The sequence below is a fragment of the Pseudomonas sp. LJDD11 genome, from assembly GCF_024584215.1.
Lineage (GTDB): Bacteria > Pseudomonadota > Gammaproteobacteria > Pseudomonadales > Pseudomonadaceae > Aquipseudomonas.
In genome coordinates, this window is record NZ_JANJFL010000025.1 from 1 (window position 1) to 20,819 (window position 20,819).

Sequence of the window (20,819 nt, forward strand, 5' to 3'; positions counted from 1 at the left end):
ACTCCCAACCAGGACGCCTGCGGCGTCCGCGCTCTCGACCTCGGGCTAAACCCCGAGGCTTCTCGCGCATATGGTGACGGGGCGACAGTCATTGCTTCGAACAGCTTCGTGGGCAAGCCGACTCCCACCGGATGAGAGTCGTGCTTGCTAATCGCGTTACACACAAACTCTGTGGGAGGCTCTGCTGGCGAACAGCATTCAACGCCGATACGTGCTTTACGGCCCCGCCTTGAGTATCACCGTACACGTCATCCCCGCCGCCAGCACAAAATCCTCCGGCCACGGATCAAGCCGGATGCGTACCGGCACCCGCTGGGCCAGGCGTACCCAGTTGAAGGTCGGGTTGACATCGGCCAGCAGCTCACGGCTTTGCGGGTTGTCGCGGTCGTAGATGCCGCGGGCGATGCTGTCGACCCGGCCGGTCAGGCGCTCGCCGCTCATCATCTCCAGTTCTGCCATATCGCCGACCTGCACATGGGGCAATTTGGTTTCTTCGAAATAGCCGTAAACCCAGAATGAATGCCGGTCGATCAGCGCCAGCTTGGCCTCGCCGGCATGGGCATAGTCGCCGCGATGCACGTTGAGGTTGGTGATGTAGCCGTCCACTGAAGCGCGCACCTGGGTGCGTTGCAGGTTCAGTTCGGCGATTTCCAGACGGGCCTGGGCCTGCCGGTAATCGGCTTCGGCGCTCAAGGCCAGATGCCCTGTATCATCGCGGTTTTCGGCAGAGATCACCCGTGTATCCATGTCGGCGCGGCGCTTGGCATTGCTGGCGCGCATCTGCCAGGCGGCCTTGCGCGCAGCCACTTCGGCGCGAGCCTGCTTGACCGCCAATTGGTAATGCTCGGGGTCGATCTGCAGCAGCAGGTCGCCCTTTTTCACCGTCTGGTTATCGCGCACCGCAACATCAACTACTCGCCCGGAGACCTCCGGTGCCACGTTGATGATGTCGGCCCGCACCCGGCCATCGCGGGTCCAGGGGGTTTGCATGTAATGCACCCATACCGCACGCCCCAGAGCGATCGCCACGGCCAGGATCAACAAGGTAGCGGCGACACTGAACAGCTTTTTCATCCCAGATTCTCTCACCAGGCATCAACGATAGAGGCCCAGCGCCAGGGCGCCGAACACACAGGCAAACAGGCTCAGGCGCAACAATGCCGGATGCCAGAACAGGCGGTACAAGTCCAGGCTTGCCAGCAACCGGTCCAACAGCCAGGCAAACAGCATGGCCAGCACAAACAGCAAGCCCATGCCGGGCATGTACAGGTCGAACACAGCGATCTCACGCGGCATCTGGCCCCCCCGCAACAGGCAGTGGCTGACCGAACCCCGCCAGCGGCGATTGCGGATCGAGCAGGCAGGTGCGAATAAAGTGCAGATAACTCTCGACCCGGCGCAGTGGCGAGGTTTCGAAATGCGAGGCAAACGGCTCTTCGGTGTGCCTGACCCTGGCAATCGCCCGGTCCACGGCTGCCAGGCTGCGTCCCAGGTTGCGTGCATCGGGCTGGATGAACAGGCGGATCAGCGCACGGCCCATGACCCGGATCGACAGCCGCCACGAGCGATGCTGCGCATAGCTGGGATGGACCGGCAGCAGCGCCTGTTCGCGGCGCAGCTCGATGATCGCGTGGCCGATCTCCAGCACCACGAACATCCAGCGCAACAACTCGCGCTGCACCTGCGGCTTACCAGCGGCCAAGGCGTCAGCCTGGTGCATCACGTCGCGGGTCTGGCTTTCGAAACTCGACCCCAGACGCTTGAGCGGCGCGCTGATGGCAAACACCACCTGGCGGCGCAGGTCGTCCTCCAGATGGCGCCACATCCAGCGGCTGTTGGGCGGCAGGATCACTGCGCCGGCCGCTGCGCAAACCAGCATGGCCACCAGCATGGCGAGGTAATCATTGATAAACGCCGACGGGTCGTAATGGGCCAGATTGCCCGGCAGTGAACCCATGCAGAAAAACAGCAACAGGCCCAGACCATAGCCGCTCCACTGCGCCCGTGAGGACAGAAAGGTCCCGACCACAAACACTGGCGCCAGCACCATGCATAGCAGCGCGAAACCGTCGATATGCGCAAATACCACAAAGGTCTCGACAAAGCCCAGCAGCGCCGCCAGTGCCGTACCGCAGCCGATCTGCAGCGACAGACGCCAGGGGTTGGCGTTCATCGAGGACAGCGCCACGGTCACCGCCGCGACCACGATCATGGTCGCGCCACTGGGCCAGGCGGTCAGCACCCACCCGGCACTGAGCAGGCCGACCACCAGGCTGGCGCGAACCCCGGCGCCCCATGCCGCCATGGCGTTGGTGCGATTGACGAAGGGTTCTTGCCACTGTTCACGCACGTGGTTGTGGTCGGCCAGCGAGGCGTGGGTCTGCGCATAGTTGTGCAGGTCGCAGACCAGCCGGTACAGCAGTTCGAACGCCGTGTGAAAGTCCAACCGCTCGGCTTCACTGGGGCTATCGGCCTCCAGTTCGCGGCGCATCTGCCGTACCCGTGGCGGCAGCTCTTGTTTCCAGTATTCCAGGCCAATCACCAGCCGCGCCGCCGCTTCCAGAGTCAGGGCATGGTCGGCGCAACTTTCCAGCAAACTCGCCAGGCTGAGCACGCCCGGTTCGATGCGTTTGAGCACCCTCGTCAGTTGCTGGCTGCGCAGGCGCTCCAGCAACTGATGCAGAGCATTGAAGCGCGTGGTGACGGCCATGAACTCGCTGTTAAGGCGGTTGATCCGGCCATTGCGCCGCCGCATGTACGGGTCTTCGAACAGGGTCACACTGCGCAGCCCTTCCAGGCCGATAGCCTCTGCAACGAAGCGCAGATTGCCGGCCTCGAAGGCGTCTGGCGGATGGCCCTCACGCAATCCGTCCACGGCAAAGCGGGCAAAGCGGCCAAAGCGCTGGAACAGGCTGTTGCGCAGCGCGGCGCCAGCGCTCTGCGGCAGGATCGCAGCGCTGACCAGAGTGGAGCAGATGATGCCGAGAAAAATCTCCAGCACGCGCCAGACTGCCGCCATGAACGCGGCCTCCGGATGCGCCAGGCTCGGCAGGCCGATCAACGCGGCGGTGTAGCCGGCCAGTACGAAGGCGTAGGCGCGAAAGTTGCGAAAGCGCGCAGCCCCCGCCGCACACAGCCCCACCCACAAGGCCAGGCAACCGAGAAACGGCACTGAGTCCTGCCCGAATAGCGCCATGAGCAGCACCATCATGCTCGACCCCACCAGGGTGCCGAGCAGCCGATAGAAGCTCTTGGCAAACACCTGACCACTTTGCGGCTGCATGACCAGAACCACCGTGATTACCGCGATGCGCGGCTGCGGCAACTCCAGACGCAAGGCCAGCCAGTAAGTCAGATACACCGCCAGCAAGACCTTGGCGATATACACCCAGGTAACGCCGTCGCTGCGCAACCACACATCAAATTCCCGGCGCCAGGGCAAGGCAGCTTCGGGCACGCTAACGCTCATCAGGTCTATGTCCAGAGGTGATTTCTAGTTGTGGTTTGTCGCCAGGCCGGCAGGTATCTGCGGGGCCTTTAACTGCGGTTCGGCAGGAGAATCCTGGCCGGCCTGCAGGCCCCCACCCAAAGCGATCGACAAGTCTGCATAAGCGCTTAACCGCGCGGCCTCGACCTGTTGCTCAATACCCTGCAGGCGCCACAGGCGGGTCTGGCTGTGCAGCACACTCAGGTAGTCGACCAGCCCGCGCTGCCAGGCCAGGCGCGCCAGGGCGCACAGCTCATTGGCCTTGGCCACTGACTCGGCAGCCAGACGTTGTTGCTGCTCAAGGGAGTGACGCCGCACCAGTTGGTCAGCGATGCCTTGCAGGGCGCTGACCAGGGTCTGCCGGTAATGCGCCACCGCCAGGTCGTAAGCGGCGCTGGCCTGACCCAACTCGCCGCGCAGACGCCCGCCGTCGAAGATCGGCAGGCTGATGGCAGGGCCTGCGTTGTACGCCAGCTTACTGGCGGTCAAGAACTCCAGCATGCCGCCACCGGTGGCCATATAGCCGAGGCTGGCAGTCAAATCGACATTGGGATAGAAGCCCGCTTGCGCCACGGCGATGCCCCGCGCCTGGGCGGCGACCTGCCAGCGGCTGGCAACCACATCGGGGCGCTGACCCAGAAGTTGCGCAGGCACAGCAGTGGGCAATGGCAACGGCTGGTGGAGTGTCAGTAACGGCCGCTTGAGGCTCGCCGCGTGCTCCGGCCCAAGCCCGGCCAGCGCGGCCAGTTGGTGGCGGCTCAGCTCAATGGCTTCATGCACGCCGTCGATCTGCCGATGAGTCTCCGGCAGCAATGCTTCGGCCTGGCTCACCTCCAGCTGGGTGCCGATACCGGCTTGCAGACGCTGCCGGGCCAGCTCGGCAATCTGCACCTGCTGGGCCAGCGTCGCCTCAAGAATTTCGAGCTGCGCATATTGCAAGGCCAACTGGATATAGGCGTGGATGACATTGCCCTGCAATTGCAGTTGCGCCTGACGCTGCTCGGCGGCGCGTTGCTGCGCGATATCCAGTGCCCGCTCGCTGGCGTTGCGCTCACGCCCCCAGAGATCAAGATCCAGGCTCAGGTTCAGGCCGGCATTGTTGTCCCAAGTGTGGGAGTCAGCCAGATTGCCAGGGCCATAAAAGCCATCCTCGGGCCAGCCTCTACGGGCTAGGCGGCCACCGCTAGTGAGCTGCGCAGCCTCACGGGACTGGGCAACACCGGCCATGGCCTGAGCCTCGCGAACCCGCGCAGTTGCCGCTTGCAGGCTCGGGCTGCCACGGCTGGCGCGTGCGATCCAGGTGTCTAACTGCGGGTCGCCATAGGCACGCCACCACTGCGTCACCGGCCAGTGGGCGTCACGGTTGGCCAGGTCAATGGCCAGTTCGGCGGTGGGTAGCAGGTCGGTGTGCGGCTGGATGCCTTGGGTGGAAATGCAGCCGTTGAGTAACACGGATACTGCCAGGACATTGAACGTTTCAAGCGCTCTGATGAGGCAACGCGGCAAGGCTGCAAATTCCCGGAGAAATAACGCGACTGTCTGAATGACGGCGATTCTAGGGCGGGCTCAGGAAAGCGATAAGCAGGGTAAAAAGGGAATCTTTGTTACCGAAACGGAAATAATCGCCAAAGGAGGATGGACAGAGGCTGGTTACTTCGTGTCACAATTTGCTACAACCGTGATTGACGTTGCTTCCGAGAAGTTCCATGGACACCCTGCAAAACATGCGCGCCTTCAGTTGTGTGGCGCAAGCGGGCAGCTTTACTGCGGCCGCTGCACAACTGGACACTACCACTGCGAATATTTCCCGTGCGGTCTCCAATCTCGAAGCGCACCTGCAGACCCGCCTGCTGAACCGCACCACGCGGCGCATCGCGTTGACCGAAGCCGGCAAGCGCTACCTGCAACGCTGCGAGCAGATTCTGGCGTATGTCGAACAAGCCGAAGCCGAGGCCAGTGATGCCCATGCGCGACCGGCCGGGTTGCTCAAGGTGCATTCGATGCCTGGTATTGGCCAGCACTACGTGATCGACGCCATCGCCCGCTACCGCAGTGACCATCAGGATGTGGCGTTTGACCTGACCCTGACCAATCGGGTGCCGGATCTGCTGGAAGATGGCTACGACGTGTCGATCGTGCTGGCCAGTGAATTGCCGGACTCGGGCTTTGTATCGCAGCGTCTGGGCATCACTTACAGCATCGTCTGTGCCTCACCTGCGTACATCAGGGCGCGGGGCATGGCGCATAAGCCCGCAGACTTGCTGGGGCATGACTGCCTGCGGCTGGTGAGCCCGGTGTTTCCGCTGGACAAGTGGCCGTTTACCGGCCCGGATGGCCAGGAGATGGTCACGCTGAAGAGTTCACCGTTTCTGGTCAATTCGGCCGAAGCGATGAAGACAGCGATTGCCAGCGGCATGGGGGTGGGGATTCTGCCAATCTACTCGGCCATCGACGGCCTGCGTGACGGCACGCTGGTAAGGGTGTTGCCGCGCTATCGCTTCCAGGAGCTGAACCTGTATGCGGTGTATCCATCGCGGCAGTATCTGGATGCCAAGATCAAGACCTGGGTGGAGTATCTGCGCAGCACCTTGCCGGAGATTCTGGCGGCCGATGAGGCGGATTTGCAGGTGCATACGCTGGATTGAGGTATCCATCGACGGGCTTCATGTTGTGGTAATGGCAATGTAGAATCGCGCGCCCTCCTTATCATCCTGGCGAAATGGACTTTACCTATGCGTATCGCGTCTAAATTGGCACTGATGCTGTTTATCGGTGCACTTCACGGTTGTGCCTTTACCACTGAGACCATTGATATCAATTACCTGCCCGAACCGGGTGTGAGCAAGGTTGCAGGCGCAGAGTCGGTCGCCGTTGCTGTAGAAGTGACAGATAGTCGCCAGGATCGAAGCCGGGTGAGCAGCAAAAAAAATGGTTATGGCATGGAAACAGCGCCGATCCTGGCCAATGAAGACGTTGCAGCCACAGTCCGTCGCGCCCTGACCGAAGAGATCAGGGCCAGGGGTTATCAATCCGCGACAGCGCAGGCCGATGTACAGGTCAACGCGTTGGTGACTCGATTTTACAACGATCACAAATTGGGCTTCTTCTCCGGCGACGCCGTTGCGGACTTCAACATGACGGTCAAGGTTGTTGGCGATGCGAATCGTGAATTGTTCTCCCGCACCATCGCCTCCGAAGGCAAAGAGGCCAACACCCAACTGGCCACAGGTGCCAATGCCAAGCGCGCGCTGGACAAGGCTCTGGCAAACGGTATGCGCACGCTCTTCGCCGATCCGGCATTCATTGCCGCCCTGTCGTCGCATGCCAAGGCAACGGTATCCACAGACAAGACGGGGCATCTGCTTGAAGAACTGGCTGCCGACAAGACCTTGAGCCCGGAAGAATACAAGCGCCGCTACGAAATCATTCGCAGAAACCAAAACTGATTACGGCTCAATCATTCCCAGCAGGAAGCTTTTTACATGCAATTGAAGTCCGCGAGACCATTTTTTCTCGCATTAACCCTCATCAGCCTCTGCGGATGCGCCAGCATTGTCAGCGAGTCAAGAACCCCCGTCTCGATCAACTCCTCTCCTGCGGGCGCCTCGTATCAGATCACCAATGAAGATGGAGCCTTGGTGCATTCAGGCGTGACACCTGAGCAGGTGACGCTCAAGGCTGGTGCCGGCTATTTCGATGGCGAGACTTACAAGGTCATTTTTCGCAAGGATGGCTATGCGGAAAATTCCGCGATCATCAATTCCAGAATGAACGGCTGGTACTGGGGAAACATCGTGTTCGGCGGCCTGATAGGCATGTTGATTGTCGATCCGCTCACCGGGGCGATGTACAAACTGCCAGAAAGCAGCTTTGCCCGTCTGGATAATCTCCCTGCAGCGGTTCAGCCAGATCAGATATCAAGCACTTCGTTTAGCCAGGGCAAGAGCAAGGAACAACTGTTGAATGAGCTGGCGGCCGACAAAAGCCTGACCTATGACGAGTACCTGCGCCGGCACAAAATCATCACGCAGGGCGACTGATAAAAAATCAGATATAAAGCTAATGCCGATCCGTTAAGGGCTGCACGGTCTGTGTGGGAACGAGCTCGCTCGTGAAGGCGGCTTTATATCCCACAGCAGATGGAGTGTTTTTACTGGCCTCTTCGTCGGAATGCAGCCCAGACCAAGGTTTCCCACCGAGGGCATACAGTACCTAAGTGAGCAGCATTGATTCTGAGCCTGCTGCCCAGATGAGCTGGTGAAACCTGCTCAACTTTCGGCCACTCATCGGTTGTACGACAAGAAAACGGCTGACCTGTGCGCGGGGGAATGTTAGCGTGCTACTCATTCATCCGCTCAAGAGTGAACGCACAATGAAAAAAACCGTACTCGCCTTCAGCCGTGTCAATCAGGAGATGGCCGAACGCCTGGCGCAGGACTTCAACGTGATTATTCCCGACCCGAAGAAGGGCGATATCAATGCGCAGTTCAACGAGGCATTGCCCGAGGTGCACGGGTTGATCGGTTCGGGGCGCAAGCTGGGGCGTGAGCAGCTGGCGACGGCTGAGCGTCTGGAAGTGGTGTCGAGCATTTCGGTGGGTTACGACAATTATGATGTCGAGTACCTCACTGAGCGCGGTATTGCGCTGACCAACACCCCGGACGTGTTGACCGAAAGCACCGCCGACCTTGGTTTTTCGCTGATCATGAGCAGCGCCCGCCGCGTTGCGGAGCTCGATGCCTACACCAAGGCCGGTAACTGGAAGCGCAGTATCGAGCCGCCGCATTTCGGCACTGATGTATACGGGAAAACCCTGGGTATCGTCGGCATGGGCAACATCGGCGCAGCCATCGCCCGACGCGGTCGGCTGGGTTTCAACATGCCCATCCTGTACAGCGGCAACAGCCGTAAAAGCGCACTGGAACAAGAGCTGGGCGCGCAGTTCCGTAGCCTGGATCAACTGCTGGCCGAGGCTGATTTCGTCTGCCTGGTGGTGCCGTTAAGCGACAAGACTCACCACTTGATCGGCAAGCGTGAGCTGGGGTTGATGAAGAAAAGCGCCATTCTGGTGAATATCGCCCGTGGACCGGTCGTAGACGAGCCGGCGCTGATCGAAGCCTTGCACAACGGCACTATTCGCGGCGCAGGTCTGGACGTCTACGAGAAGGAGCCGCTGTCGGAGTCGCCGCTGTTCAAGCTCAGCAATGCGGTGACCCTGCCGCACATTGGCTCGGCCACCACCGAGACCCGCCAGGCCATGGCTGACCTGGCCTACCAGAATCTGCGCAGCGCCCTGCTCGGTGAGCGGCCGCAGAATCTGGTCAATCCGCAGGTGTGGAAGGGCTGATCACGCCAGCTTGCCCGCCGCCGTGCCCGGCACGGCGCGCGGCTTGCTGAACACCAGCACGTTACCGGCCATCACCAACACCAGCCCGAACAGCGCCGGCAGGGTCCACTGGTAGCCTTCGACAAACACCGAGATATTCAGCGCCACCACCGGAAACAGCACGGTGCAGTAGGCCGCGCGCTCCGGGCCCATGCGGCCGACCAGGGTCAGGTAAGTGGTGAAGGCAACCACCGAGCCTGGGATGACCAGATACAGCAGTGAGCCGACATAGCGTACGTTCCATTCGAAGTGCAATGGCACACCGCTGACCAGGCAATACAGGCTCAGCAGCAACGCGCCATAGAGCATGCCCCAGGCATTGGTCGTCAGCGGCTTGAAACCAGCCTTCTGCTGCAGGCTGGAGAGCATGTTGCCGGCCGAAAAACACAAGGTGCCCAGCAAGGCCAGGCCCAGGCCGATCAGGGTCTCGCGGCTGGCCGTATGCCCGACCAGCTCAGGCCAGAACAGACACGCCAGACCACTGAGGCCCAGCAGCGCGCCCAGCAGCACATTACGGGCAATGCGCTGGCCGAAGAACAGCCGTGCATTGAGCGCGTTCCACAGCGTGGAGGTGGAGAACACCACGGCAATCAGGCCGCTGGGGATCCACTGGCTGGCCGTGTAGAAGCACAGGAAGTTCAGGCAGAACAGACAAAGACCTTGAGCCATGCAAATGCCTTGTCCGCGACGGTTCAGTGGTTGCAAGCGGCCGCTGAGCAGCAAAAAGGCGAACAGCACCAGCGCGGCCAGTGCAAAGCGATAGGCGATCGACAGGGCAATTGCCACTTCGCCCAGTTGCAGCTTCAAGGCGATCCAGGTGGTGCCCCAGATCAGTACGGTGGCCAGATAAAGCGAGAGGTTCATGACGCAGACTCCTGAATGAGCCTTGAGTCTGCGTAGCGGCGAGCTGACCCGCTTGCACAATCTTGCGCATTTGTACGAAGGCCCGATGGCAAGCACCCACGTGCGGCGTAGGATAGCGTCATAGAGGAGTCATCATGTCCGCGCTCGACACCATTCAGGTCTTCCAGTCATTGAACAGTTCACCCCACGCCCGCCTGGAGCGCAGTGCGTGGCTGGGCGACGGTTTGATTGCGGCGCAATGGAACAACCACCATGACCTGCGCGAATACCACTCGCCAAGCCACCACACCCTGTCGTGCTATATCGCCGATGGGACTGGCACCTTTCGCCGGGATCAGCCCGACCAGAAGGGTGCACCGGGCAAATTATGTGTGCTGCCGGCTGGCCACGAATCAGCGTGGGTCATCAACGGCCAGATCCGCCTGGCGCATCTGTATGTCAGCCCTGAGCAATTGGCGCTGGGCTGCGTCACCCTGCTGGACCGCGAACCTCGGGAACTGCAACTGCAGGAAAACACCTTTCTCGATGACGCCCGGCAGACCGCGCACTTTCAACAGTTGATCAGCCTCAACTGGCAAGAACCGGGCGAACGTCTGCTGACCAGCAGCCTGGCTCATGAAATGCTCAGCCATGCGGTACTGACCCAGGTCGGCCTGCGTGCAGGGCTGCAACTCAAAGGCGGTCTGGCTCCGCACCTGCGCCGACGTGTACGCGAGTTCATTGAAACGCAACTGGACCAGCCCCTGAGCCTGGGGCAACTGGCCGGGCTGTGCGCCCTGTCGGAGTATCACTTTGCGCGAATGTTTCGCGAGAGCTTCGGCACGCCACCGCATCGCTATGTATTGCAGCGTCGTTTGCAGCGAGCTTGCCGGTTATTGCGCGAGACCACCCAGCCGCTGGGTGAGGTGGCGCTGGCCTGCGGATTTGCCAGTGCCAGCCACTTCACCAACCGGTTTCGTCAAACGCTGGAGGCAACACCGGGTGAGTATCGCCAGGTCTTTCGCACGTCCTGCGAAAGGACCTTGCAGACGCACACAGACGGCGCTCCGCTCTAGCCGCGAAGAGGCCAGTAAAGTCACAACATCTGCTACCAATGCAGTGTTCTTACTGGCCTCTTCGTCGGAATGCCGCCCAGACCAAGGTCGCTCCCACCGACGACATGAAGCACTTAAGTGACCAGTATTGCGGCTAAAGCCGCTGCTACCAGCAATCCGGCGCTCGCCAGCGGCAGGATCCAGCGCGGTTTGTAGGGCATCAGAAACACCAACAGCACTGCGCTGCCCATCAACGCTGCCGTCCATTCGACCAGCCCCATCGCCCAGCCACGGGTAGCGACTGCCAGCCAGCCGGCCACGACCAGCAACAGCCAGCCGGTGATTTTCAGGCCACGGCGGCGCTGCATTGAAGGTTTGCCAGCCAGCAGGTCGCTGTAATGGCGCTCCATGGACAGGCACAGCGCCGTAAAGCCCGAGTAACACAGCAAGGCAGGCAGCAGCATCAGTTGGCCTCCTTGATCACGGCACCGGTCATGTCCGTCGGCTCCGGTAACGCAGCCGCCGGGCGTGGGGCCTTGCGCACCTTGGCCGCAGCTTCAGGGCGGTTCCTGAATTTCAGCGCCGCCCAGCCGAGCAGCAGGCCGGTGGCCAAGGCCGTCAGGTCGAAGCCGATCAGCACCCAGCTGCCGCCCTTGAGCGAGGTCAGCAGGTACTGGCTGCTGGTCACAATATCCAATAGCGGCAACGCGCCAAACAGCAACGCGCCCAGCCCCAACTGCTCACGCCAGGCGGTTTGCCCATTGCGTAATGCGGCGTGCAGCACTGACAGCGCCCAGATGATGAAAAATGCATTGACCTCCCAGTCTTCGCGCCATGGCATGCCCACCGGCAATAGCCGATTGGCCCAGAACACCGCGACCACGGCAAGCATCAGCCCGGCCATGCTGGAGATATTGAGGATCTGCACCAGCCGCAACTCGAACGGCAGCACACCGGTCTTGGCATGTTTAAGCACCCGCTTGCCGAGCCACATCACCAGCCCCGTGCCGATCATCGCGGTGCCGGCGATGCCGAATACGAAGTACAGCCAGCGCACCACGATATTGGCGAATTGCCCCATGTGCAGATCCCAGAAGCCTTCGGTAATCAGCGATGGTGCGGCTTTGGCCGGGAGGCTGTCAGACAACAGCGCACCGCTGGTGGCATCGAAGACCAGGGTATCGCCTTGCTGGCGGGTCACTCGGTCATGGCCGTTACGGTAGAGAGTCGCTCTGGCATTGGCATCACCCGGATTGTCGATGGTCACCCGGGAAATCATGTTCTCGCCCCAGCGCTCGTCGGCCATGCTCAGCAACGAATCCAGGCGAATCAGCGGTGCCGCCACACCTTGCGCCTTGGGGGCCGCCGAGGCCGGGTACAACTCGTCATAGAAGGCTCTGGTGTTGTCACCGTAGGTGGTAATGATGCTCGCCGGCATCACCAGCGAGGCGAAGAACAACAGGCTGCTGTAGGTGATCATCAGGTGGAACGGCAGCACCAGAACGCCTAACGCATTATGGCCGTCCAGCCAGGAGCGCTGGCCCTTGCCGGGCCTGAAGGTGAAGAACTCCTTGAAGACTTTCTTGTGCACGATGATGCCGGTGATCAAGGCGATGAACATCACCATGGCCGCGATCGTGGTCAGCCAGCGGCCCCATGGGTAAGGCATTTCCAGTTGGTAATGGAAACGGTAGAAGAAATCACCGCCACGGGTTTCGCGTGCCTGTATTTCAGTGCCGGTCAGCGGGTCGAGGGTCACCCGCTCGAACTTGCCACGCTCACCCGGCTTGGCGGGCTTGCCGACCGCGACCACATTCATCGTCGGATCGCGTTGTTCGGGCAGGTTGATGAACCAGCGCACGGCGCCCGGCGATTTCTCCTGCAGATAATCCTGGGCCACGCGGACACTTTGCGCGGAATCCAGCGCCCGCACCTCAAGCTCCGGGGTCATCCAGTGAGTGATCTCGGCACGAAAGTACGACAGCGTTCCGGTCAGGAAAATCGCAAACAGCAGCCAGCCAAAGATCAGCCCGAGCCAGGTGTGCAACCAGGCCATGGCCTGACGCAAGCCCTCTTTCATGACAACCACCGCGTCGCAGCCCAGGCCGCCCCCAGCAATGCGCAAGGCAGCAGCGTGCCGACCCAGGCATGCCAGGCGCTGCGGCACGAGAAGCACCAGATGAACGCGCCCAGATACGCGAGAAACGACAACATCATCCCGGCCAGTACCGCCTCGGCACGTGGCAACGGCAGCCAAAGGGTCAGGCAGATGCTCGACAGCGAGGCCAGCAGGTAGCCACCGAATGTAGCGACAATAAAGCGTGAAGCCACGGCCAGCCGGTAGGCGACCGAGACGCTGGCCTGTTTCGGCCGGGGCGCGCGGGCTGCGGCCTTGGGCGCAGGGTTGGTAACGGTGCCGTCCATCTAAGGGGCTCGCGACAGAGATGAATAAGGATCCAGAACAGCATTCACAAGTGCCTGTTACTGGCCGATCAAACACACCGCACCGATAAAGAATGCGGAAAAAACCCGGCAATAGTAATGATAAATATTCTCACAAGCAAAAGAGTCTGACAGAATCGCCACCCTTTCTCGCTCGTCGTGGATTGTCTACGCCATGCCCATCGCCCAGCCCAGCGTAAACCAGACTGTCGCAGGCCTGTATCAGGAGCATCACGGCTGGCTGACCGGCTGGCTGCGGCGCCGCCTGGGGTGCCCGGACAATGCCGCCGACCTGGCCCAGGACACCTTCGTCAAGGTGCTGCTGGCCCGCGACACAGCGCAGTTGGTAGAACCCCGGGCGTTCCTGACCACCATTGCCAAACGGGTGTTGAGCAATCACTACCGCCGTCAGGATCTGGAACAGGCCTGGTATCAGGCGCTGGCCGACTTACCCGAATGCTACGCGCCGTCTGAAGAAGAGCGGGCAGTCATCTTCGAGACCCTGGTTGAGCTTGATCGTCTGCTCGACGGTCTGGCCATGCCTGTCAGGCGCGCGTTCCTGCTGTCGCAGGTCGACGGCCTGAGCCATGGTGAAATTGCTGCCCAGCTGGGCATCTCTATTGCCACGGTCAAACGCCACCTGAACAAAGCGGCGCTACGCTGTTATTTCGCGCTCTGAACATGAACGGCGAATCGCTCAATCGCTCGGACATCTCCCCCGCCGTGGCGCACCAGGCGGTCGGCTGGCTGATTGAAATGCAGGACGGCGCGCTCAGCCCGGCGCGTCAGCTAGCCTGGCAACAATGGCTCAATGGCCATCCCGAGCATCAGCGTGCCTGGGCGCATATTCAGCGCGTCAATCAGCGCCTGGGCGGGCTGTCGTCGCCACTGGCCCATGCCACCCTCGGGGCGCCGAAGTCCGCCGGGCGGCGCCAGGCGCTGAAACTATTGATACTGCTGGGCGGCGGCAGTGCGCTGGGCTGGAGCCTGCGTGATGAGTTGCCCGTGCAGGCGTTGCTGGCTGACTATTCCAGCCGCGTGGGTGAGCAACGCAAAATCGCCCTGGACGACGGCAGCCAGTTGCAGTTGAACACCGCCAGTGCCGTGGATGTGCACTTTGATACGCAAGCGCGGCTGATTCGCCTGCGCCAGGGCGAACTGCTGATCAGCACCGTCGCCGATCATCGCCCGCTGAATCTATTGACTGCCGAAGGCCGCATCGAGGCTGGCAACAGCGCCAACCGCTTCAACCTGCGCCAGCTCAATGGCCGTACGCACCTGGCGTTGCTGGCCGGCAGCGTGCAGATCATCCCGCATGAGCATCCGGGGGCGCCGCTGCTGCTCAAGGCCCGTCAGCAAGTAAGTTTCGAAGCGAACGGCTGGGGCAAGGTGCAACCGGTGGATGCTGGCAACGGCGCCTGGGCCGACGGCATGCTGGTCGCTTCGCGCATGCGGCTGGCCGACTTTCTGCTGGAGCTGGGGCGTTACCGCCATGGCCGCCTCAAGTGCGACGAGCGTATCGCCGACCTGCTGATTTCCGGCAGTTACCCGCTGGCCGACAGTGAACGCATTCTCGACATGCTCGAAGTAGCACTACCGGTGAAGGTGCGGCGTTACACCCGTTATTGGGTGAGTGTGCAGGCCAACGTTTGAAGGCCGAAAAATAAATGAAAAAACCTGAGCCGTTTTGCCCGGCTCGCGTGACAGACAGGGAAAGCACCACTCAATCCTCATCAAAAGGACACCCCGAATGTCTGCCCGCCCTGCCCCTTTGCACCCATTGGTACGCACCCTGCGCCACGTCATCTTTGGTGCCAGTCTGGCGCTGACCGGTGTGTTGCCGGCCTACGCCGAAGCACCCGCCAAGACTTACCACATCGCCGCCAGCGAACTGGAAAGTGCGCTGAATCAGTTTGGCCGTGAGTCCGGCGTGCTGATTTCCTATGGCTCGCAATTGACCAATGGCCTGCGCAGTCAGGGCCTGCAAGGCCAGTACACACCGCAACAGGGGCTGGCCGCGTTGCTGCAAGGCACCGGCCTGCAAGCCCAGGCCGATGGCCAGGGCGGTTTCACCCTGCAAGCGGCCAGCCCGGCAGTCAGCGGCCCGATCGAACTGGGCGCGTCGAGCATCGTCGGCGACTGGTTGGGCGAAGCCAAACAAGACAACGTTTTCGAGCATGCCGGGGCCCGTGATGTGATCCGCCGTGAGGAGTTTGAGCGCAGCGGTGCCAGCAGTGCCCGCGAAGTGCTCAACCGCATTCCCGGCGTCAACGCCCCGGAGAACAATGGCACCGGCAGCCACGATATGGCGCTGAACTTCGGCATTCGTGGTCTCAACCCGCGCCTGGCGGCACGCTCCACGGTATTGATGGATGGCATCCCGGTGCCGTTCGCGCCCTATGGCCAGCCGCAGTTGTCGCTGGCACCGGTCAGCCTCGGCAACATGGACGCGGTGGACGTGGTGCGTGGCGGCGGCGCGGTGCGCTATGGCCCGCAGAACGTCGGCGGGATCGTCAACTTTGTGACCCGTGCGATCCCCGATGAGCCGACCGTCAAAGCCAGCGTGCAGACCCAGGTCAGCCCGTCGTCCAGCCAGGACGGCTTGAAAACCACCGGCAACCTGCTGGCCGGTGGCACCGCTGAAAACGGCCTGGGGGGCGCGATTCTGTACTCCGGCGTGCGCGGCAGCGACTGGCGCGAGCACAGCGATACGCAGATCGACGACCTGATCCTCAAGGGCAAGTACCAGATCGATGAGGCCAACAGCCTCAACGCCATGGCCCAGTACTACGAAGGTGAAGCCGACATGCCCGGTGGCCTGAGCACGGCGGCCTACAAGGAAGATCCGTACCAGTCGACACGCCTGAAAGACAAGTTCTGGGGCCGCCGTACGCTGGTGAACTTCGGTTACCGCTATGAGCAGGACGCCCGGGTATTCACTGCCAATACGTTCTTCACCAAGACCCTGCGCAGTGGCTATCTCGACCAGGCTTCGTTCGTCTCGCTGTCGCCGCGCGAGTATTGGGTGCGCGGCCTGGAAACCCGCTTCTCACAAGGTTTCGCACTGGGCGAAAGCTGGCATGAAGTCGGTGTGGGCTATCGCTATGTCAACGAAGCTGGCCATGAGTTGCGCTTTCGCGAACCGGTGACCGGCGCCCTGCCGACCACCGCCAGCCGCAACGACCGTGATACCCGCGGCGCCACCGAAGCCAATGCGTTCTACATCGACGACCGTATCGACATCGGCAAATGGACCATCACGCCGGGCATCCGCTACGAGATGATCGACACCGCGCAGACGAACAAGCTGACCAGCGTCAAATACCAGGGCGATTACAATACCGCGCTGCCGGCCCTGAACGTGGTGTATCACGTCACTGACGAGTGGAACCTGTATGCCAACACCGAAGGCTCGTTCGGCAGCGTGCAGTACAGCCAGATGCCCAACCGGGTCGCCGGTGGCGAAGTCAAACCCGAGAAAGCCCGCACCTGGGAGCTGGGCACGCGTTACGACAATGGCCCGCTGCGTGCCGAGATCGGCGTGTTCCTGATCAACTTCGACAACCAGTACGAGAGCAACCAGACCAACGACAGCGTGATCGCCCGCGGCGAAACCCGTCATCAAGGTATCGAGACCAGCGTCAACTACGCGCTCGACGCGCTCAACCCGGCGCTGGCCGGCTTCGACGTCTACGCCAGCTACGCCTATGTTGACGCGACCATCCGCGAAGACGGGCCGAACAAGGGCAATCGTGTGCCGTTCTCGTCGAAGCACAAAGGTACGCTGGGCCTGAGCTACACCGAAGGTCCATGGAAGCTCAATCTCGACAGCGCGTTCCAGAGCGACCAATTCGCTGACAACGCCAATACCTCAGCCGAAAGCGCCGACGGCAGCACCGGACGGATTCCGGGTTACATGCTGTTCAGCACCCGCGCCGCCTATGATTTTGGCCCGAAACTGTCTGACCTGAACGTGGCAGTGGGAGTGAAGAATATCTTCAACCGCGAGTACTACACCCGCTCGTTCGACGACAACAACAAGGGCAAATACGTGGGCGAACCACGCACGATTTACCTGCAGACTTCAGTGGCATTCTGACGCAGCTCGCCTCCAGGCGCAGGAGCGGCTTTAGCCGCGAATTTAGGGTTTTTTGCCGAATTTAGCGGCTGAATCCGCTCCTGTGGAGACAGATCTGAAGCCATATGAATTTTTTGCAGCGAAATATTTCTTCCACACAGGGGCTTGAAATATGAATCGATTAGCGCCAACACTGTGATTGAGCGCGGCCGAAATGTGACTGATTGCTCAGGAGCAAACGTGCCGCCTCGCTCAAGCACGAGTTAGCCCTAGTAAGGATCGACTATGCAAATCCAGGTCAATAGCGACAACCACATCGAAAGCAGTGTCCGACTGGAGAGTTGGGTTCGTTCTACCCTTGAAAGCACGCTCGAACGCTACGACGATTACCTCACTCGCGTTGAAGTTCATCTGCGCGATGAAAACGGCGACAAATCCGGCCCTGATGACATTCGCTGCCAGATCGAAGCTCGCCCCAAAGGCCATCAGCCTATTTCCGTGACCAGCAAAGCCGGCTCTGTCGATCAGGCCGTTGAAAGTGCTGCGACCAAACTCGACAGTGCCCTGGAGCATCTGATCGGCAAATTGCGTGACAAACACCGTAGCGCCGCGCAAAACGGATTCCCGCTGGCATCTGAAAACACCGATGCCCTGTTGCAGGAAGAATTCCTCGAAAAAGAACAGGAAAAAGAAGTCGAAAAACTGGTCTGATCAATTCACCGAGCAGCCAGAAGCGGGCCCGCAAGGCCCGCTTTTTTGTGCCTGCGATTTACCGGCACCGTTGGTCGCAACTGGCTTGATGCATGCATGCTGTTACGTCGTCTGCGGCATCAAACCGGTCGCTCATGTGCCACTGCATCATGAACATTACCGCTACCTTGCCATGACAGCCGATTGCTGACCGCTTATCCGTCGCTGAGAACCAAAGGATATGAGCCCGGTCAACTTATGCAGAATCCATGAGCAGGTACCGATGATGGACACCCCCGACAATCCCTTTCAGTTGATCACTGACACGTTTGCCCCGCAGTACCGGGTGAACCTCAGCATTCAAGGGCTGGATGGCAGCATCATGCTGACCCTGTCGAACGAGTCTGGCGTGGTCGCCAAGCGGCTGATCAGCCCGCAGCAGCGCAATGAACCCAAGCGCCTGCAGCGGCTGATAGAAAGCGTGCAATTCGGCATTGCCATCGAACAGGGCCACAGCGCCGTGACCCTCCTTGAAGCCATGACCGACCAGGACCGCCTCAAGCAACTTGCCGCCCCGGCTCCACAGCGCAACTGGCTGAGCAACCGCCCAAGCCTAGCGGTCGGCATCTGAAACCATGCGCCATAACAAAGCCCGCTGCTCCAACAGCGGGCTTTTTCTAACGGCGATCGTGCCTCACTTCTCCGTCACGTTATCGCCCACCTCTTCACCCGAGGCATCGATCGCCTTGCTCGACGGGAATTGATAGGACGCATAACGCACCGCCAGCACCGACAGCGCCAGGAAGAAAATACCGCCACACAGGTACAACAGACCGATGTCCGGCGCCTTGTGGTGGGACACGTCGCCAATCAGGTAGCGGGTCAGCGCGGTGATGGCGATGTACAGCAGAAAGCGGATTGGCAGGTGGTTGGTCTTGAAGTAAATCCCGACCATCGCCCCCAGCTCCAGGTAGATGAACAGCAGCAGGATGTCATCGACACTGGCGTGGCGTTTGTCGACCATGTCCATGAACGCCATGATCGAAGCCCATGCCGTCACGGCGCCAATGGCAAACAGACCGAGATAGTGAAACCCCTCCACCAGCAGGTTGCCGATGGAGTTGGCACCATCGTGCATACGTTTACGGCTGTTGTTCGCCCATTTCATGCTCTGTTTCCTTAAAAACCAATCACAGTGTTGGCGCGGGCTTTGTAAAGCAGGAACAAGGCCATATCCAGTCCTTTGGGCGCGGTCAGTTGTCGCAAGGCAAAGCTTTGCCTATAAAAAGTGGTGTCTGGAAAAGAATGCACGGGCCACTTTCCACAAACGCAAAGATGGCTTATTCTTACCACTGTATAAAAATACAGTTAACCCATATCTGTCTGGAAGGCTTGTGAGGTGGTGAATGGCCGTCGAAGTGGTATACCGCAGCAGCCGAGATCTGGAGCGCCTGTTCATGGATAAAGCCGAAGCTGATCGTCATGACAAGATGCTCGAACTCGCCGAGTTGCTGGCAACAGTGTTGAGCAAAGCCGTACCTTCGCTGAGCGAAGATCAGGTAGAAGAGGCCGGTATCTACATGGCCAAGAACCGTGATGTATTCGCCCGCGCCTTCAAGAGCCAGCCGGACGCCTTGAACGAGCTGTTCAATGATGCCGAAGCCGAGTGACGGTTTGGCGACACGGTTGATCCGTCAGCGTCACACTGGCTGACGAATCAACTGGCCATGGCCGTTACTCAGGCTGCTCCAGAGCCTGCACCAGCGCTTTGAAGAACCGCGCGGCCTCGCCGCCAGTCACTGCCCGGTGATCGAAAGACAGCGATAACGGCAGGATTGGATGAATCACCACAGCCCCGTCAACCGCCACCGGTTCATCGCGAATGCCACCGGCGCCGAGTATCGCCACCTGTGGCGGCACCACGACCGGGTTGGCGTAGCGGCCGAACAAGGTGCCGAAGTTCGACAGGGTGATGGTCGCGCCCATCATTTCCTGAGGCGGAATAGAGCGCGCCTTGACGTCTGCACGCAACCGGCTCAGCCCCTCCTTAAGGTCATCCGCCTGGCGATTGCCCACATCTCGCAACACCGGCACGAACAAACCATCCGGCGTGTCCACGGCAATGCCCAGGTCCAGATGCTCGTGCTGGCGAATCGACAATGACTTGCCATCGAACCAACTGTTGAGCACCGGCTCGACCTTGCACGCCTCAGCCATGGCCTTGCCCAGCCGCATCAACGGGTCACGGGCCTTGCCCCAGCGATGCAGGTCAGCATCGGCATACAGGGTCACTGGCACCACTTCAGCATGCGAGCGAGCCATATTGATCGCCATGCTGCGCCGTACGCCGCGCAGCTTCTGGCCACCAAAGCGGTCACGCTCGGCCTGGGCGGCGCGCTCGACATCGGCGCGGCTGATCAGCCCGTCGCCACCAGTACCTGTCAGGCTGGCCAGTTCTACCCCCAATTGCCGGGCCAGTTGGCGGACTGCCGGCGTGGCACGGGTGGCCAGGTGTTCACGGGTAGAGGGCGCCGCGCCGACAAAGAATTGATCCTCATGGCTGCCACCGGCTTCAAGCTTGCCCACCACCGTGCCGTTATCGCCCTCGCCTTCAAAGCCGATCAATGGCTCGCCCACATGCAGAATGTCGCCATCGCCACCAAACAGTTTGCCTACCACGCCGTCATAGGGCGCCGGAATGTCCACCAGCGCCTTGGCAGTTTCAACCGATACCAGCAACTGGTCAGCCTTGACGCTATCGCCCACCTTGACGTGCCACTGCACCACTTCGGCTTCTTGCAAGCCTTCGCCCAGATCGGGCAGTTTGAAAAATTTCAT

The 20,819-nt window shown here is 60.8% G+C and carries 21 protein-coding genes; 11 read left to right on the forward strand and 10 right to left on the reverse strand.

What is annotated here, in order from left to right; translation table 11 throughout:
* Positions 1 to 216 precede the first annotated feature (216 nt).
* From NRB16_RS22890 to NRB16_RS22905, 4 genes are read right to left on the reverse strand one after another with little or no spacing between them, the layout of a single operon-like run.
* Entirely contained in the window at positions 217 to 1,074 is an 858-nt protein-coding gene (locus NRB16_RS22890; RefSeq protein WP_257107011.1) for an HlyD family secretion protein, read from the reverse strand.
* Positions 1,075 to 1,095: 21 nt separating this feature from the next.
* The gene (locus tag NRB16_RS22895) at positions 1,096 to 1,296 is read right to left on the reverse strand and encodes a DUF1656 domain-containing protein (protein WP_257107012.1); all 201 of its coding nucleotides are present in this window, start codon (positions 1,294 to 1,296) and stop codon (positions 1,096 to 1,098) included.
* On the reverse strand, positions 1,286 to 3,469 hold the full coding sequence (locus NRB16_RS22900; protein WP_257107013.1) for an FUSC family protein: 2,184 nt from the start codon (positions 3,467 to 3,469) through the stop codon (positions 1,286 to 1,288). The genes NRB16_RS22895 and NRB16_RS22900 overlap by 11 nt, the downstream gene beginning before the upstream one ends.
* Positions 3,470 to 3,493: 24 nt before the next feature.
* Entirely contained in the window at positions 3,494 to 4,993 is a 1,500-nt protein-coding gene (locus NRB16_RS22905; RefSeq protein ID WP_257107014.1) for an efflux transporter outer membrane subunit, read from the reverse strand.
* A 200-nt stretch (positions 4,994 to 5,193) separates the two neighbouring features.
* Between NRB16_RS22905 and NRB16_RS22910 the strand changes: the two genes are divergently transcribed.
* The 4 genes from NRB16_RS22910 to NRB16_RS22925 all read left to right on the forward strand — a co-directional run bounded on the left by NRB16_RS22910 (position 5,194) and on the right by NRB16_RS22925 (position 8,834).
* Complete coding sequence (locus NRB16_RS22910) at positions 5,194 to 6,132, forward strand: LysR family transcriptional regulator (protein WP_253111776.1); 939 nt, start codon at positions 5,194 to 5,196, stop codon at positions 6,130 to 6,132.
* Between the two features lie 87 nt (positions 6,133 to 6,219).
* On the forward strand, positions 6,220 to 6,933 hold the full coding sequence (locus tag NRB16_RS22915; RefSeq protein ID WP_257107015.1) for a YajG family lipoprotein: 714 nt from the start codon (positions 6,220 to 6,222) through the stop codon (positions 6,931 to 6,933).
* A gap of 36 nt (positions 6,934 to 6,969) precedes the next feature.
* Positions 6,970 to 7,527 carry a hypothetical protein gene (locus NRB16_RS22920; protein WP_257107016.1) on the forward strand — a complete coding sequence of 186 codons (558 nt, stop codon included), beginning with the start codon at positions 6,970 to 6,972 and terminating at the stop codon, positions 7,525 to 7,527.
* Between the two features lie 332 nt (positions 7,528 to 7,859).
* Positions 7,860 to 8,834: a D-glycerate dehydrogenase gene (locus NRB16_RS22925; protein ID WP_045483002.1), complete on the forward strand. Its 975-nt coding sequence runs from the start codon at positions 7,860 to 7,862 to the stop codon at positions 8,832 to 8,834.
* On the opposite strand, the gene NRB16_RS22930 is transcribed toward NRB16_RS22925, so the two are convergent.
* Positions 8,835 to 9,737, reverse strand: a complete 903-nt coding sequence (locus NRB16_RS22930; RefSeq protein ID WP_253111772.1) for a DMT family transporter — start codon at positions 9,735 to 9,737, stop codon at positions 8,835 to 8,837.
* A 134-nt stretch (positions 9,738 to 9,871) separates the two neighbouring features.
* Here NRB16_RS22930 and NRB16_RS22935 point away from each other — a divergent pair, with 134 nt between their 5' ends.
* Positions 9,872 to 10,792 (forward strand): AraC family transcriptional regulator, encoded by a 921-nt coding sequence (locus tag NRB16_RS22935; protein ID WP_045483008.1) that lies wholly within the window; start codon positions 9,872 to 9,874, stop codon positions 10,790 to 10,792.
* Positions 10,793 to 10,905: 113 nt separating this feature from the next.
* On the opposite strand, the gene NRB16_RS22940 is transcribed toward NRB16_RS22935, so the two are convergent.
* The 3 genes from NRB16_RS22940 to NRB16_RS22950 are packed head-to-tail and all read right to left on the reverse strand — an operon-like array spanning position 10,906 to position 13,195.
* Positions 10,906 to 11,235, reverse strand: a complete 330-nt coding sequence (locus NRB16_RS22940) for a DUF3325 domain-containing protein (RefSeq protein ID WP_045483011.1) — start codon at positions 11,233 to 11,235, stop codon at positions 10,906 to 10,908.
* Complete coding sequence (locus NRB16_RS22945; protein ID WP_257107017.1) at positions 11,235 to 12,851, reverse strand: PepSY domain-containing protein; 1,617 nt, start codon at positions 12,849 to 12,851, stop codon at positions 11,235 to 11,237. The genes NRB16_RS22940 and NRB16_RS22945 overlap by 1 nt, the downstream gene beginning before the upstream one ends.
* Positions 12,848 to 13,195 carry a DUF3649 domain-containing protein gene (locus tag NRB16_RS22950; protein WP_257107018.1) on the reverse strand — a complete coding sequence of 116 codons (348 nt, stop codon included), beginning with the start codon at positions 13,193 to 13,195 and terminating at the stop codon, positions 12,848 to 12,850. Before NRB16_RS22950 ends, NRB16_RS22945 begins: the two co-directional genes overlap by 4 nt.
* 193 nt (positions 13,196 to 13,388) lie before the next feature.
* Here NRB16_RS22950 and NRB16_RS22955 point away from each other — a divergent pair, with 193 nt between their 5' ends.
* The 5 genes from NRB16_RS22955 (at position 13,389) to NRB16_RS22975 (ending at position 18,612) form a co-directional block, all read left to right on the forward strand.
* Positions 13,389 to 13,892 (forward strand): sigma-70 family RNA polymerase sigma factor, encoded by a 504-nt coding sequence (locus tag NRB16_RS22955; protein ID WP_257107019.1) that lies wholly within the window; start codon positions 13,389 to 13,391, stop codon positions 13,890 to 13,892.
* A gap of 2 nt (positions 13,893 to 13,894) precedes the next feature.
* Positions 13,895 to 14,866, forward strand: a complete 972-nt coding sequence (locus NRB16_RS22960; protein WP_373568498.1) for a FecR domain-containing protein — start codon at positions 13,895 to 13,897, stop codon at positions 14,864 to 14,866.
* 97 nt (positions 14,867 to 14,963) lie between these two features.
* Complete coding sequence (fecA, locus tag NRB16_RS22965; protein WP_045483022.1) at positions 14,964 to 17,312, forward strand: TonB-dependent Fe(3+) dicitrate receptor FecA; 2,349 nt, start codon at positions 14,964 to 14,966, stop codon at positions 17,310 to 17,312.
* Positions 17,313 to 17,576: 264 nt separating this feature from the next.
* A complete protein-coding gene (locus NRB16_RS22970; RefSeq protein ID WP_257107020.1) occupies positions 17,577 to 18,002 on the forward strand; it encodes an HPF/RaiA family ribosome-associated protein in 426 nt (141 codons plus the stop codon).
* Positions 18,003 to 18,264: 262 nt separating this feature from the next.
* On the forward strand, positions 18,265 to 18,612 hold the full coding sequence (locus NRB16_RS22975; protein WP_257107021.1) for a DUF3509 domain-containing protein: 348 nt from the start codon (positions 18,265 to 18,267) through the stop codon (positions 18,610 to 18,612).
* Between the two features lie 63 nt (positions 18,613 to 18,675).
* Here the strand turns inward: NRB16_RS22975 and NRB16_RS22980 are convergent, their stop codons facing one another.
* A complete protein-coding gene (locus NRB16_RS22980; RefSeq protein ID WP_045483028.1) occupies positions 18,676 to 19,149 on the reverse strand; it encodes a phosphate-starvation-inducible protein PsiE in 474 nt (157 codons plus the stop codon).
* A 238-nt stretch (positions 19,150 to 19,387) separates the two neighbouring features.
* Here NRB16_RS22980 and NRB16_RS22985 point away from each other — a divergent pair, with 238 nt between their 5' ends.
* Entirely contained in the window at positions 19,388 to 19,651 is a 264-nt protein-coding gene (locus NRB16_RS22985) for a YebG family protein (RefSeq protein ID WP_253111768.1), read from the forward strand.
* Positions 19,652 to 19,715: 64 nt separating this feature from the next.
* Here the strand turns inward: NRB16_RS22985 and NRB16_RS22990 are convergent, their stop codons facing one another.
* Entirely contained in the window at positions 19,716 to 20,819 is a 1,104-nt protein-coding gene (locus NRB16_RS22990) for a dihydrolipoamide acetyltransferase family protein (protein ID WP_257107022.1), read from the reverse strand.